At 58.9% G+C, this 13,568-nt stretch carries 13 protein-coding genes; 11 read left to right on the plus strand and 2 right to left on the minus strand.

The window, feature by feature from the left end; all coding sequences use genetic code 11:
* Window positions 1-121: 121 nt before the first annotated feature.
* Window positions 122-3,340, minus strand: a complete 3,219-nt coding sequence (gene rne / locus KGB03_RS25260) for a ribonuclease E (protein ID WP_223529699.1) — start codon at window positions 3,338-3,340, stop codon at window positions 122-124.
* Window positions 3,341-4,040: 700 nt separating this feature from the next.
* Between rne and rluC the strand changes: the two genes are divergently transcribed.
* Genes rluC through KGB03_RS25275 form a run of 3 tightly spaced genes read left to right on the plus strand, consistent with a single transcriptional unit; the run spans window position 4,041 to window position 6,666 of the window.
* Complete coding sequence (rluC, locus tag KGB03_RS25265; RefSeq protein WP_008152351.1) at window positions 4,041-5,003, plus strand: 23S rRNA pseudouridine(955/2504/2580) synthase RluC; 963 nt, start codon at window positions 4,041-4,043, stop codon at window positions 5,001-5,003.
* Window positions 4,990-5,652: an HAD-IA family hydrolase gene (locus tag KGB03_RS25270; RefSeq protein ID WP_192411004.1), complete on the plus strand. Its 663-nt coding sequence runs from the start codon at window positions 4,990-4,992 to the stop codon at window positions 5,650-5,652. The genes rluC and KGB03_RS25270 overlap by 14 nt, the downstream gene beginning before the upstream one ends.
* A gap of 24 nt (window positions 5,653-5,676) precedes the next feature.
* On the plus strand, window positions 5,677-6,666 hold the full coding sequence (locus KGB03_RS25275) for a S49 family peptidase (RefSeq protein WP_223529701.1): 990 nt from the start codon (window positions 5,677-5,679) through the stop codon (window positions 6,664-6,666).
* Between the two features lie 56 nt (window positions 6,667-6,722).
* On the opposite strand, the gene KGB03_RS25280 is transcribed toward KGB03_RS25275, so the two are convergent.
* The gene (locus KGB03_RS25280) at window positions 6,723-7,301 is read right to left on the minus strand and encodes a Maf family protein (RefSeq protein ID WP_223529703.1); all 579 of its coding nucleotides are present in this window, start codon (window positions 7,299-7,301) and stop codon (window positions 6,723-6,725) included.
* 106 nt (window positions 7,302-7,407) lie between these two features.
* On the opposite strand from KGB03_RS25280, the gene KGB03_RS25285 reads away from it, so the two are divergent.
* The 8 genes from KGB03_RS25285 (at window position 7,408) to pabC (ending at window position 13,567) form a co-directional block, all read left to right on the plus strand.
* On the plus strand, window positions 7,408-7,935 hold the full coding sequence (locus tag KGB03_RS25285; protein ID WP_008152342.1) for a YceD family protein: 528 nt from the start codon (window positions 7,408-7,410) through the stop codon (window positions 7,933-7,935).
* A 13-nt stretch (window positions 7,936-7,948) separates the two neighbouring features.
* Window positions 7,949-8,131 carry a 50S ribosomal protein L32 gene (gene rpmF, locus KGB03_RS25290; protein ID WP_008152339.1) on the plus strand — a complete coding sequence of 61 codons (183 nt, stop codon included), beginning with the start codon at window positions 7,949-7,951 and terminating at the stop codon, window positions 8,129-8,131.
* A gap of 4 nt (window positions 8,132-8,135) precedes the next feature.
* Window positions 8,136-9,146 (plus strand): phosphate acyltransferase PlsX, encoded by a 1,011-nt coding sequence (plsX, locus tag KGB03_RS25295; RefSeq protein WP_223529711.1) that lies wholly within the window; start codon window positions 8,136-8,138, stop codon window positions 9,144-9,146.
* A gap of 124 nt (window positions 9,147-9,270) precedes the next feature.
* Entirely contained in the window at window positions 9,271-10,209 is a 939-nt protein-coding gene (gene fabD / locus KGB03_RS25300) for an ACP S-malonyltransferase (RefSeq protein WP_008152335.1), read from the plus strand.
* Between the two features lie 16 nt (window positions 10,210-10,225).
* Window positions 10,226-10,969, plus strand: a complete 744-nt coding sequence (gene fabG, locus KGB03_RS25305; protein ID WP_111451777.1) for a 3-oxoacyl-ACP reductase FabG — start codon at window positions 10,226-10,228, stop codon at window positions 10,967-10,969.
* 191 nt (window positions 10,970-11,160) lie between these two features.
* Window positions 11,161-11,397 carry an acyl carrier protein gene (acpP, locus tag KGB03_RS25310; RefSeq protein ID WP_003442511.1) on the plus strand — a complete coding sequence of 79 codons (237 nt, stop codon included), beginning with the start codon at window positions 11,161-11,163 and terminating at the stop codon, window positions 11,395-11,397.
* Between the two features lie 110 nt (window positions 11,398-11,507).
* Window positions 11,508-12,752 carry a beta-ketoacyl-ACP synthase II gene (gene fabF / locus KGB03_RS25315; RefSeq protein ID WP_218537671.1) on the plus strand — a complete coding sequence of 415 codons (1,245 nt, stop codon included), beginning with the start codon at window positions 11,508-11,510 and terminating at the stop codon, window positions 12,750-12,752.
* The gene (gene pabC, locus KGB03_RS25320; protein WP_111451779.1) at window positions 12,752-13,567 is read left to right on the plus strand and encodes an aminodeoxychorismate lyase; all 816 of its coding nucleotides are present in this window, start codon (window positions 12,752-12,754) and stop codon (window positions 13,565-13,567) included. Before fabF ends, pabC begins: the two co-directional genes overlap by 1 nt.
* Window position 13,568: the final 1 nt, after the last annotated feature.

A 13,568-nucleotide genomic window follows, 5' to 3' on the forward strand; every position in this document is an offset into this window, starting at 1 on the left:
GTCGAATGTGAAACCGCTTTCGCGAGCAAGCCCGCTCCCACATTGGATCACGGTGATATTTACGGGCATAAAAAAAGCCCCGCCTGGATCACCAGGCGGGGCTTTTTAGTGGCCGATGGAATCAGACGAGAGGTTTAGGCTCGTGTTCTTTTTCCAGGGCTTGCTCGTGTTGCTCTACCGCTTCCTGAACGGAGCGCGGTGCTTCTTCGATCACTGATTCAGCGGGTTCGGCAGCAGCGATTTCAGCAGCCGGGGCAGGTGCTGCCTCGATGACTTCAGCGACAACCGGTGCTGGTTCGACAGCCGTTGGAGCAGCAGCGGCAGCCAGTTCGGCTTCCTTCTGCAGACGTTCCTCTTCACGCTTGCGACGACGCACTTCACGTGGGTCGTTCGGCGCACGGCCACTTGGCGTCAGGGCGCTGACAGGGGCGGCTTCGACTTGCGGTGCGGCCACTTCGGCAACAACCGGCGCTTCAACCACCGGAGCAGGCTCGGCAGCAGCAACCACTGGCTCGGACACCATGGCCTCGGCTTCTGGCGCTTCGGCGACAGGTGGCTCGGCAACCCAGTTGAACGCCGTTTGCTCTTCGCGAACTTCACGGACAGCTTCGGTTACTGTTTCGCTGGTTGTTTCAGCAGCTGGCTCTGCGGCAACCACTGGCTCAGCGGCAGCTTCAAATACAGGCTGTGCTTCACGAACCGGGGCCACTTCGATTTCCGGAGCGGCGGTGGCTTCGACCGGAGTCGTTGCTTCAACCACTGGCGCTTCCACTGGAGCCGTTTCCAGGGTGGCGGCAGTTGCGCGTTCGGCTTGCTCGTTAGCCTGTGCTTCGGCTGGAGCGCTGATCACGGTGCTGGCAACGGCTGCGGTAACAGCCAGGCCGGCGGCCAGATCGGCTGCGCTTGGCGCTTGGCTGGTTTCAGCAGCTTCGTTACCTTCGGCGGACTCGGATTCTTCCGAACCTTCGATCACGTTACCGTTGGCATCGCGTTGACGCTCGCGACGGTTGCTGCGACGACGCTGGCCACGGGAGCGGCGGCGTGGGCGATCGCCTTCGGCGCCGTCCTGACCGTCTTCCTGCAGTTGCTCTTCGTTGGTAACCAGTTCTTCTTCAGCTACAGCGGCAGCGGCAGCGGCTTGGGCTTGCTCGGCACGTGGCTGACGTTCTTCACGCGGTGGGCGTGGAGCACGTTCTTCACGTGGCTGACGAGCTGGACGCTCTTCAACGGCAGCAGCGGTAGCAGCGGCGGCCGGAGCGGCATCCAGAGGCTCGCGCAGTTCACGAACCGGACGCTCTTCACGATCGCCACGTGGCTTGCGATCTTCGCGAGGAGCGCGCGGTGCACGTTCTTCACGAGGTGCGCGTGGTGCGCGCTCTTCACGTGGAGCGCGTTCTTCGCGGGCGACTGTTACTGCTGGCGTTTCCTCGCGGGCTTCGCGTGGCTCACGTGGTGCGCGCTCTTCACGCGGTGCACGTTCCTCGCGAGGCTTGCGTTCTTCATCGCGGCGACCGTTACGGTTGCGGCTCTGCTGACGACCGTTGCGACGCTCTTCGTTGCGGGCCGGACGCTCGGTGGTTGCCGGTTTTTCAACCACCACCGGAGCAGCAGGCTCTTCCTTGGTCGCGAACAGGCTGACCAGCGACTTCACCAGGCCTTTGAACAGGCTTGGCTCTGGCGCGGCGACCGGTGCGACAACTGGGGCGGCAGCGACGACTTCGGTCGGAACCGGAGCGTTGGCGCGGGCCGGAGCTGTCTTGACCGCGGCTTCCTGGCGAACCAGGGTGCGGGTCGCAGCGGCTGGCTGGACTTCTTCGACTTCGGCAGCGGCAGCAGCGATTTCGTAGCTGGACTGGCCGACCGCGGCTTCCGGGCTGTCATCGCGCAAACGCTGCACTTCGAAATGCGGCGTTTCGAGGTGATCGTTCGGGAGAATGACGATGCGGGCACGGGTGCGCAGTTCTATCTTGGTGATCGAGTTGCGTTTTTCGTTGAGCAGGAACGCGGCGACCGGGATCGGCACCTGGGCACGAACTTCGGCAGTGCGGTCTTTCAGGGCTTCTTCTTCGATCAGGCGCAGAATCGCCAGCGACAGCGATTCAACGTCACGGATGATGCCGGTGCCGTTGCAACGCGGGCAAACGATGCCGCTGCTTTCGCCCAGCGATGGACGCAGGCGCTGACGGGACATTTCCAACAGGCCGAAGCGCGAGATGCGACCGACTTGCACGCGAGCGCGGTCGGCTTCCAGGCATTCGCGGACTTTCTCTTCCACGGCGCGCTGGTTCTTGGCAGGGGTCATGTCGATGAAGTCGATGACGATCAGGCCGCCGATGTCGCGCAAGCGCAACTGACGGGCGATTTCTTCGGCGGCTTCAAGGTTGGTCTGCAGAGCGGTTTCTTCGATGTCGCTGCCTTTGGTGGCGCGCGCCGAGTTGATGTCGATGGACACCAGGGCTTCGGTCGGATCGATAACGATGGAACCACCGGAAGGCAGTTCAACGACGCGCTGGAAAGCGGTCTCGATCTGGCTTTCGATCTGGAAACGGTTGAACAGCGGAACGCTGTCTTCGTAGAGCTTGATCTTGCTGGCGTACTGCGGCATCACCTGGCGGATGAAGGTCAGGGCTTCGTCCTGGGCTTCAACGCTGTCGATCAGCACTTCGCCGATGTCCTGGCGCAGGTAATCGCGGATGGCGCGGATGATCACGTTGCTTTCCTGGTAGATCAGGAACGGCGCGGAGCGATCCAGCGAGGCTTCTTTGATGGCGGTCCAGAGTTGCAGCAGGTAGTCGAGGTCCCACTGCATTTCTTCGCTGCTGCGGCCCAGGCCGGCAGTGCGAACGATCAGGCCCATGTCGGCTGGAGCAACCAGGCCGTTCAGGGCTTCACGCAGTTCGTTGCGCTCTTCACCTTCGATGCGACGGGAAATACCGCCGGCACGCGGGTTGTTCGGCATCAGAACCAGGTAACGACCGGCCAGGCTGATGAAGGTGGTCAGGGCTGCGCCCTTGTTGCCACGTTCTTCTTTTTCGACCTGAACGATGACTTCCTGGCCTTCGCTCAGGACGTCCTTGATATTGACGCGGCCTTCGGGGGCTTTCTTGAAGTATTCGCGGGAGATTTCTTTGAGGGGCAGGAAGCCGTGGCGCTCAGAGCCGAAATCGACAAAGGCAGCCTCAAGGCTTGGTTCGATGCGAGTAATCCGGCCTTTATAGATGTTGGCCTTTTTCTGCTCGCGTGCACCGGATTCGATGTCCAGGTCGTAGAGGCGTTGGCCATCTACCAGTGCAACACGCAACTCTTCGGGTTGAGTTGCGTTAATCAGCATTCTTTTCATGTAGTACCGTCGGTTTCCGGGCTGCCGGAAACGGCGTTCGGCACACACGACTTCTCATGGTCGGTGTCAGGTGCGTCAGGAGTGGTTGGACACTCCAGTGTCTAGCGATGGCGGCCAATGTGGGCCGGCGTCGCGACGTACGCGTCCTGCTTGCTGTGGCTACTTAAGCACTCAGTCAGGAGGAGGAATCAACCAGCGGCTGTGGACGAGATGAAGCGTCTTGATAAAGCCTATTGCTACACAGTCCAGCGGTTGTGCATCTCCACCCTACACGTATCCCTGATAATTCGGGTGCTGCCGCGCGCAGAATCCGCAGCGGGTTGGCATTTACCGTGAGCTCCGAAAGGGGAGGTCACGCATCATGGCTAATTTAGGCGTTGTTTCCGAAGCGTTCGCTCGGGGTTGTTCGTAGCTGACTGCACTTTGTGAACTGGCCGTGAATATTTGCTCGCAAGGCGAGTGAAAACTCTGCTTTGCGGCATGCTTCAGGCCTCATGTCACCTGCGCTCGTTACAACTGCGAACTCTACCGTTTCGTAGCGAAAGCCCCGTAGGACGGCCTCTCGTCCTCGTGAATTGCGTTGGTCAGGGCCGGTTTTTGACCGTTAGTCCGCTGTCCAGGCCACTTTTGGCGGCGTTCGCGACTATAGCAGCAATGATTAAGTGCTTCAATTCCATAAAAAATTGTTATCATCCGCACCATGACGACTACTGCCCCTTCGACCCCAGCCGTACAACTGCTGGAGGTCTCGCCGGAATATGCCGGCCAACGTATTGATAACTTCCTTCTCGCTCGGCTCAAAGGCGTGCCCAAGACCTTGATTTACCGCATTTTGCGCAAAGGCGAAGTGCGAGTGAACAAAGGTCGGATCAAGCCCGAATACAAGCTGCAGGCGGGCGATATCGTGCGCGTGCCGCCGGTTCGCGTGCCTGAGCGTGACGAGCCGGTGCCACTGGCCCAAGGCCTGCTGCAGCGCCTCGAAGCCTCGATTGTGTTCGAGGACAAGGCGTTGATCGTGATCAACAAGCCTTGCGGTATCGCGGTTCACGGCGGCAGCGGCTTGACTTACGGGGTGATCGAAGCCTTTCGTCAGTTGCGTCCCGATTGCAAGGAGCTCGAGCTGGTTCACCGTCTCGACCGTGACACCTCCGGCCTGCTGATGATCGCCAAGAAGCGCAGCATGCTGCGTCACTTGCACACGGCATTGCGCGGCGATGGCGTCGACAAGCGCTACATGGCGCTGGTTCGCGGCAACTGGGCGGCCTCGATCAAGCAAGTCCGGGCGTCGCTCGGCAAAAGCAATCTGCGCTCCGGCGAGCGTATGGTCGAGGTCGACGAGGAGGAGGGCAAGGAGTCGGTGACCGTGTTCAAGGTCCTGCGTCGTTTCGGCGACTTTGCCACCCTGATCGAAGCCAAGCCGATTACTGGCCGGACTCACCAGATCCGCGTCCACACCCTGCACGCCGGGCATTGCATCGCCGGTGACACCAAGTACGGCGATGAAGGCTTCAGCAAAGAAATTCGTGACCTGGGCGGAAAGCGCCTGTTCCTGCACGCCTACCTGCTGACCGTGCCGCTGCCTGATGGCGGTGAGCTGAAGTTGCAGGCGCCGGTCGACGAGATGTGGGCCAAAACCGTGGAGCGCCTGAGTGCACCCATCTGATTACAAGCTGCTGATTTTCGATTGGGACGGCACGCTCGCCGACTCCATTGGTCGGATTGTCGAGTCGATGCATATCGCGTCCGAGCGCTCCGGTTTTCAGTTGCGCGATGATTTTTCCGTCAAGGGCATCATCGGTCTTGGCTTGCCGGAAGCGATTCGCACGTTGTATCCGGAAATTGGTGATGACGAACTGGTGGCCTTCCGTCAGTACTATGCTGATCACTACATCGCCTCGGAAGCCGTGCCTTCGCCGTTGTTCGAAGGGGTGGTCGAGTCGATGGAGGCGTTTCGTGCCGAGGGTTATCACTTGGCGGTCGCGACCGGCAAGGCTCGTCGCGGTCTGGATAGGGTGCTGAAGTCTCACGGCTGGGAAGATTATTTCGATATCACCCGCGCGGCCGACGAAACCGCCAGCAAACCCCATCCGTTGATGCTTGAGCAGATCCTCGCTCACTGCGAGGTTCGCCCGGAGCAGGCGCTGATGGTGGGCGATTCGTCCTTTGACTTGCAGATGGCACGTAATGCCGGCATGGATTCGGTGGCCGTCAGCTATGGTGCGCAATCGATCGAAGCGTTGAAATTATTCGAGCCGGTACTGGCTATTAATCGTTTTTCAGAATTGCGTGCCTGGCTGAGTCAGCGGGCTTAATAGGTTTTTGTTGGGGAAAATGTCATGACCGACGAATGGACAGCGCCCGCCAAGGCGAGCGCAGAGAGCGGTGACGAGAAAAGCTGGAAGCTGCTGGAAAAAACCTTGCTGGCCAGCGTGCAGGAGCAGCGCCGGTCCCGTCGCTGGGGGATCTTCTTCAAGCTGTTGACCTTTGTGTATCTGTTTGGCTTGTTGATCCTGTTCTCGCCTTTGATGGACATGGAAAAAGCTGCCACCCGCAGTGGCAACTACACTGCGCTGATCGATGTGACCGGCATGATCGCCGACAAGGAGCCTGCCAGCGCTGACAACATTGTCGGCAGTCTGCGTGCAGCGTTCGAGGACGAAAAGGTCAAGGGTGTCATCCTGCGAATCAACAGTCCGGGCGGCAGTCCGGTGCAGTCGGGCTACGTCTATGACGAGATCCGCCGTTTGCGCGGCCTGCATCCGGACACCAAGCTTTACGCGGTGATCTCGGATTTGGGTGCTTCCGGTGCTTACTACATCGCCAGTGCGGCGGATCAGATCTACGCCGACAAGGCGAGCCTGGTGGGTTCCATTGGTGTGACGGCGGCCGGTTATGGCTTTGTCGGGACGATGGAGAAGCTGGGTGTCGAGCGTCGCACTTACACCTCTGGCGAGCACAAATCGTTCCTCGATCCGTTCCAGCCGCAGAAGCCTGAAGAAACTCTGTTCTGGCAGGGCGTGCTCGATACCACTCATCAGCAGTTCATCGGCAGCGTCAAGAAAGGTCGTGGCGACCGCCTCAAGGACAAGGAGCATCCGGAGTTGTTCTCCGGGTTGGTCTGGTCGGGCGAGCAAGCGCTGCCGCTGGGCCTGATCGATGGTCTGGGGAATGCCAGTTCGGTGGCGCGTGATGTGATCGGCGAGAAAGAGTTGGTGGATTTCACCGTTCAGGAATCGCCCTTCGATCGCTTCTCGAAAAAACTCGGTGCCAGCGTGGCTGAGCATCTGGCGATGTGGATGGGCTTTCAGGGGCCTTCCTTGCGCTGATTTTCTGGCTGCATAAAAAAACCGGCTTTTGCCGGTTTTTTTAAGTCAAAAGATCTTTAAGGTATCTGCACACCTTCGGCCAGTAACATGTCCACCAGGCGAATCAATGGCAGGCCGATCAGGCTGGTGGCGTCAGAGCCTTCGGTGCTTTGAAACAGGCTCACCCCCAACCCTTCGGCTTTGAAGCTGCCAGCGCAGTCGTAGGGCTGTTCAGCGCGCAGGTAGCGTTCGATGCACACCTCGTCGAGCGTGCGCATGTGCACGGTGAACGGCACGCAGTCGACCTGGCATTCACCCGTCTGGCTGTTGAGCAGCGCCAGGCCGGTAAGGAAGGTCACACTGGCGCCGCTCGAAGCCAGCAATTGTTCGCGGGCTTTTTCGAAGGTGTGCGGTTTGCCGATAATCCGATCGCCAAGTACGGCGACCTGGTCGGAGCCGATGATCAGGTGAGCGGGGTGACTGCTGACCAGTGCGCGTGCTTTTTCCTCGGCGAGGCGCTTGACCAACTCGACGGCAGACTCGCCCGATCGGTGGCTTTCGTCGATATCCGGCGAGCTGCAGGTAAACGGCAGCTGCAAGCGGGCCAGCAATTCCCGGCGATAAACCGAGCTTGAAGCGAGTAATAAAGGCAGCATGCGCATCTCCAAAAGGCAGGGGCGAATTCTAGCGGAGGCTTGCAAGTGACGGACAGGGCTGAATTTCCTTTGACATGGCTGGGGGCATCCCTATAATGCTGCGCCTATGTTGAATGACCCGATTCCACCTCACGTTGACCCGCGCAAATTGGCTGATCGTGGCACCACCCTTCAAGGTGAAATGCTGCTGGCCGATTTGGAGAGACTCTGCGACCCGCTTTCCGACACTGTCGGTACGGTGCAGGCTAAATTCGTTTTTGAACGAGATGAACGTAAGTCTGTGGTAATCCACAGTTTTATCGACACCGAAGTCAAAATGGTTTGCCAGCGTTGTCTTGAGCTGGTCACCCTGCCGATCCATAGCGAATGCAGTTATGCTGTGGTGAAGGAGGGTGCGAATACCCAGTCGTTGCCGAAAGGTTATGACGTGCTGGAACTGGGCGAAGATCCATTGGATCTGCAGTCACTGATCGAGGAGGAGCTTCTGCTCGCCTTGCCCATTGTGCCTGCTCATCATCCGGAAGAATGCCAGCAGCCGGCGGGTCTCGATGAGCCCGAACCGAGCGAGGACGAGGTAACGCGGTCCAACCCGTTCAGTGTATTGGCGCAGTTAAAGCGTGACCCAAACGTTTAGGAGTTAATCAATTATGGCTGTTCAGCAGAACAAAAAATCCCGCTCTGCCCGTGACATGCGTCGTTCGCACGACGCCCTGACGGCAAGCACTCTGTCTGTAGAAAAAACCACCGGTGAAATTCACCTGCGTCACCACGTATCGCCAGAAGGCGTATACCGTGGCCGTAAAGTGATCGACAAGGGCGCTGACGAGTAATCACTTGTCTGCTCAAGTCATCGCGATTGACGCAATGGGCGGGGACTTCGGTCCCCGCAGCATTGTTCAGGCCAGCCTTGCTTGTCTGTCTGCTACGCCCTCGCTGCACCTGACCCTCGTCGGTCAACCCTCCCTTCTTGAAGAATTGCTCTCTGGCCAATCGACTGTGGATCGCTCGCGCCTGTCGATCGCGCCGGCGTCCGAAGTCATCACCATGGACGAAAAACCTGCCCAGGCCCTGCGCGGCAAGCCCGACTCGTCGATGCGCGTGGCGCTGGAGTTGCTGCGAGACGGCAAGGTGCAGGCTTGTGTCAGTGCCGGCAATACCGGTGCGCTGATGGCGCTGTCGCGGTTTGTGCTCAAGACCTTGCCGGGCATTGATCGGCCGGCGATGGTGGCGGCGATTCCGACGCAGAAGGGTTATTGCCAGTTGCTCGACCTGGGTGCCAATGTCGATTGCAGCGCCGAGCATCTGTTGCAGTTCGCTGTGATGGGGTCGGTGGCAGCGGAAACCCTGGGCATCGTTCGTCCGCGAGTGGCGCTACTGAATATCGGCACTGAAGACATCAAGGGCAATCAGCAGGTCAAGCTGGCTGCAACATTGTTGCAAAGTGCTCGTGGTATCAACTACATCGGCTTTGTCGAGGGTGACGGTGTGTACCGTGGCGAGGCGGATGTGGTGGTCTGTGACGGTTTTGTCGGCAATATCCTGCTCAAATCCAGCGAAGGCCTGGCGACCATGATTGCCGCGCGCATCGAAGCCTTGTTCAAGAAAAACCTTGCGTCGAAAGTGGTCGGTGCTCTGGCATTGCCGCTGATGAAACGCTTGCAGGCTGATCTGGCGCCTGCGCGGCATAATGGCGCAAGCTTCCTCGGGTTGCAGGGGATTGTAGTGAAAAGCCATGGTTCGGCGGGGGTTCAGGGCTTCCAGAGTGCGATTCAGCGTGCCTTGATCGAGATCCAGGAAAACCTGCCGGAACGTATTCACGGTCGCCTGGAGGATTTGTTGCTTTAGGCGTTTTCGTCGGACAATGCTTAAATGTGACCGCTCAGTTCAATTTGCCATCCAACTGTCAGTTTCTTGCGTCCCCAAGCGGGACGTCAATTCTCCGACGACAAGATCATTAGGGGCTTGTTACATGTCTGCTTCCCTCGCATTCGTCTTTCCGGGACAGGGTTCGCAGTCCCTCGGCATGCTGGCCGAGTTGGGCGCACAACATCCGGTTGTCCTCGAAACATTCAAAGAAGCTTCCGATGCTCTGGGTTACGACTTGTGGGCACTGACCCAGCAAGGGCCGGAAGAGCAACTCAATCAAACCGATAAAACCCAGCCGGCCATTCTGACCGCCTCGATTGCCTTGTGGCGTCTGTGGCTGGCTGAAGGCGGCGCGCGTCCGGCTTATGTTGCCGGTCACAGCCTGGGCGAATACAGCGCTCTGGTCGCTGCAGGCAGTCTGAGCCTGGGCGACGCGGTGAAGCTGGTTGAACGCCGTGGTCAGTTGATGCAGGAAGCCGTTCCGGCCGGGCAAGGTGGCATGGCTGCCATTCTCGGTCTGGACGATGCTGATGTGCTGGCAGCCTGTGCCGAAGCGGCTCAAGGCGAAGTGGTCAGTGCGGTCAACTTCAACTCCCCTGGCCAGGTGGTCATCGCCGGTGCCAAGGCAGCGGTCGAGCGTGCCATCGAAGGCTGCAAGGCTCGTGGTGCCAAGCGCGCCATGCCGTTGCCGGTCAGCGTGCCGTCCCATTGCGAGCTGATGCGTCCGGCAGCCGAGCGTTTCGCCGAGTCGATCGCAGCGATCGACTGGCAGGCGCCGCAGATTCCGGTGGTTCAGAACGTCAGCGCCACTGTGCCGGCCGATCTGGAAACCCTCAAGCGCGATCTGCTCGAGCAGCTTTACAAGCCTGTACGCTGGGTCGAATCGGTTCAGGCGCTGGCCGCCAAAGGTGCTACCCAGTTGGTCGAATGCGGCCCTGGCAAAGTGCTGGCTGGCCTGAACAAGCGTTGCGCCGAAGGCGTGTCAACATCCAATCTCAATACCCCCGACGCCTTCGCTGCCGCTCGCGCAGCGTTGGCCTGAATCAGGAGAAGCCTGCATGAGTCTGCAAGGTAAAGTTGCACTGGTCACTGGCGCGAGCCGCGGTATCGGCCAGGCTATCGCCCTGGAACTGGGTCGTCAGGGCGCCATCGTTATCGGCACCGCGACGTCTGCCTCGGGTGCCGAGCGCATTGCGGCAACCCTGGCGGAAAACGGGATTCAAGGCACTGGCCTGGAACTCAATGTCACCAGCGACGAATCCGTTGCGGCAGTACTGGCGAGCATTACATCGCAGTTCGGTGCGCCGGCGATCCTGGTCAACAATGCCGGTATCACCCGCGATAATCTGATGATGCGCATGAAAAATGACGAATGGCATGACGTCGTCGATACCAATCTGAACAGTCTGTTCCGCCTGTCCAAGGGTGTTTTGCGCGGTATGACCAAAGCCCGTTGGGGACGAATTATCAGTATTGGCTCTGTTGTGGGTGCCATGGGCAACGCAGGCCAAGTAAACTACGCAGCCGCCAAGGCCGGTCTGGAAGGTTTCAGCCGTTCACTGGCGCGTGAAGTCGGTTCGCGTTCGATTACGGTAAACTCGGTGGCCCCTGGGTTCATCGACACCGATATGACCCGCGAACTGCCCGAGGCACAGCGTGAAGCCTTGCAGACGCAGATTCCGCTGGGCCGTCTGGGACAAGCTCAAGAGATCGCGTCTGTGGTCGCTTTTCTTGCATCCGACGGTGCGGCTTACGTTACTGGGGCTACAATCCCGGTGAACGGCGGGATGTACATGAGTTAAATGTGACGGATCGCTTCAAAAAAATGTCATACGAGCTGTCTAAAATCCGTTATAAAGCTGCAATCTATTTATAGGCAGAGGGTCGTCGGGTTTGAGGAGTGAAGCTTTCAGTTGAAAAACTGAAAAGTCTTTCTATACACTTACCCACTGGCCAGCTGCCTGAATTTGTCCATTAGGAGTGAAAACAAGGTATGAGCACCATCGAAGAGCGCGTCAAGAAAATCGTTGCTGAGCAACTGGGCGTTAAAGAAGAAGAAGTGGTCAACACTGCTTCCTTCGTTGAAGACCTGGGTGCCGACTCCCTTGACACCGTTGAGCTGGTGATGGCTCTGGAAGAGGAATTCGAGACCGAAATCCCTGACGAAGAAGCTGAGAAGATCACTACTGTACAAGCTGCAATCGATTACGTTACTAACCACCAGGCTTAATAGCTTGTAATCGTTGCTTGCTGTCATGGAAAAACCGCACTGCCATCACGGCGTGCGGTTTTTTCCTTTAGGCCTGATGCAAAGTCGTCATTTGAAAAAAGGAGAGTGCTGTGTCGCGTAGACGCGTCGTAGTCACCGGTATGGGTATGTTGTCGCCACTGGGCACGGATGTGCCGAGCAGTTGGCAGGGCATTCTGGCTGGCCGCAGTGGCATTGGTCTGATCGAACACACCGACCTTTCTGCCTATTCCACCCGTTTTGGCGGCTCGGTAAAGGGCTTCAATGTCGAGGAATACCTGTCGGTCAAGGAAGCTCGCAAGCTCGACCTGTTCATTCAATACGGTCTGGCCGCAGGTTTTCAGGCAGTTCGTAACGCCGGTCTGGAAGTCACCGACACCAACCGTGAGCGCATCGGCGTGGCCATGGGTTCGGGTATTGGCGGACTGACCAATATCGAAGAAACCAGCCGCACGCTGCATGATTCCGGCCCACGACGGATTTCTCCGTTTTTCGTGCCTGGCTCGATCATCAATATGATTTCCGGTTTCCTGTCCATCCATCTGGGCGCACAGGGACCTAACTACGCCATCGCCACCGCGTGTACCACCGGTACGCACTGCATCGGCATGGCGGCACGCAACATCATGTACGACGAAGCCGACGTGATGATTGCCGGCGGCGCTGAAATGGCTGCTTGCGGTCTGGGCATGGGCGGCTTCGGTGCCTCGCGCGCGCTGTCGACCCGCAACGACGAACCGACCCGCGCCAGCCGTCCATGGGACAAGGGCCGTGATGGCTTCGTACTGTCCGACGGTGCCGGCGCTCTGGTTCTGGAAGAACTGGAACACGCCAAGGCCCGTGGCGCGACGATCTACGCCGAGCTGATCGGCTTTGGTACCAGTGGCGATGCCTACCACATGACTTCGCCTCCGGCCGATGGCGCGGGTGCTGCACGTTGCATCACCAATGCGCTGCGCGATGCCAAGATCAATGGCGATCAGGTTCAGTACATCAACGCCCACGGCACCTCGACGTCGGCCGGCGACCTTGCGGAAGCCCGTGCGATCAAGTCGGTATTTGGCGATCACGCTTACAAACTGGCGGTCAGTTCGACCAAGTCCATGACCGGTCACCTGCTGGGTGCTGCGGGCGCGGTCGAGGCGATCTTCAGTGTGCTGTCGATCAACAGCCAGGTAGCGCCGCCGACCATCAACCTTGATGAGCCGGACGAAGGTTGTGACCTCGATTTCGTACCGCATACCGCGCGCAATATGGATATCGATGTGGTGCTGTCCAACTCCTTCGGGTTTGGCGGTACCAACGGCTCGCTGGTATTCCGCCGGTTCGCTGACTGATGGACAGCTGGGTCGACGGTCAACCGGCTGACGCTTTGTCGCTGAAGGATCGCGGCCTGGCTTACGGTGATGGTCTGTTCGAGACCATCGCTGTACACAACGGCAGTCCAGTGCTGCTGGATCGGCATATGGTGCGTTTGGTCAAGGGTTGCCAGCGCTTGGCAATTAATCTCGATCATGCGGCTGTCTGCACAGAGTTACTGACCTATGCCCAAGCGTTGGGCGAAGGTGTGCTCAAGCTCATCGTCACGCGTGGCGAAAGCGCGCGCGGCTATGCGCCCGATCCTTCGGCTCAGGCACGCCGCATCATGCTGGGCAACCCTCCTGCGGTTTATCCTGCTGCCAATGCGGAGCAGGGCGTTCGCCTGTTCCCCTGTGCGACGCGGCTTTCCAGGCAGCCTCTGCTCGCCGGACTCAAACATCTGAACCGTCTTGAGCAGGTTATCGCCCGCTCCGAATGGCAAGACACCGATCATGCCGAAGGCTTGATGCTCGATCAGGCCGGGCGCGTCATTGAAGGCGTGTTCAGCAATCTGTTCCTGATCCGCGATGGCGTGCTGATCACGGCTGATTTGAAGCGCTGCGGCGTGGCCGGCGTGATGCGTGCCGAATTATTGTTTCAAGCCGAGTCATTGGGGATCCCCACGCAAATCACCGATATCACCCTCGATCAGCTGCAATGGGCTGATGAAGTCTTTGTCTGCAACAGCGTGTATGGCATTTGGCCGGTGCGCGCCTATGCCGCACTGAGCTGGCCGGTTGGTCCGCTCACCCGTAAACTCCAAACCATTGCCCGCGCGCTACTGGATGCTTGAT

The sequence above is a fragment of the Pseudomonas sp. BF-B-26 genome, assembly GCF_019956495.1.
Taxonomy (GTDB): domain Bacteria; phylum Pseudomonadota; class Gammaproteobacteria; order Pseudomonadales; family Pseudomonadaceae; genus Aquipseudomonas.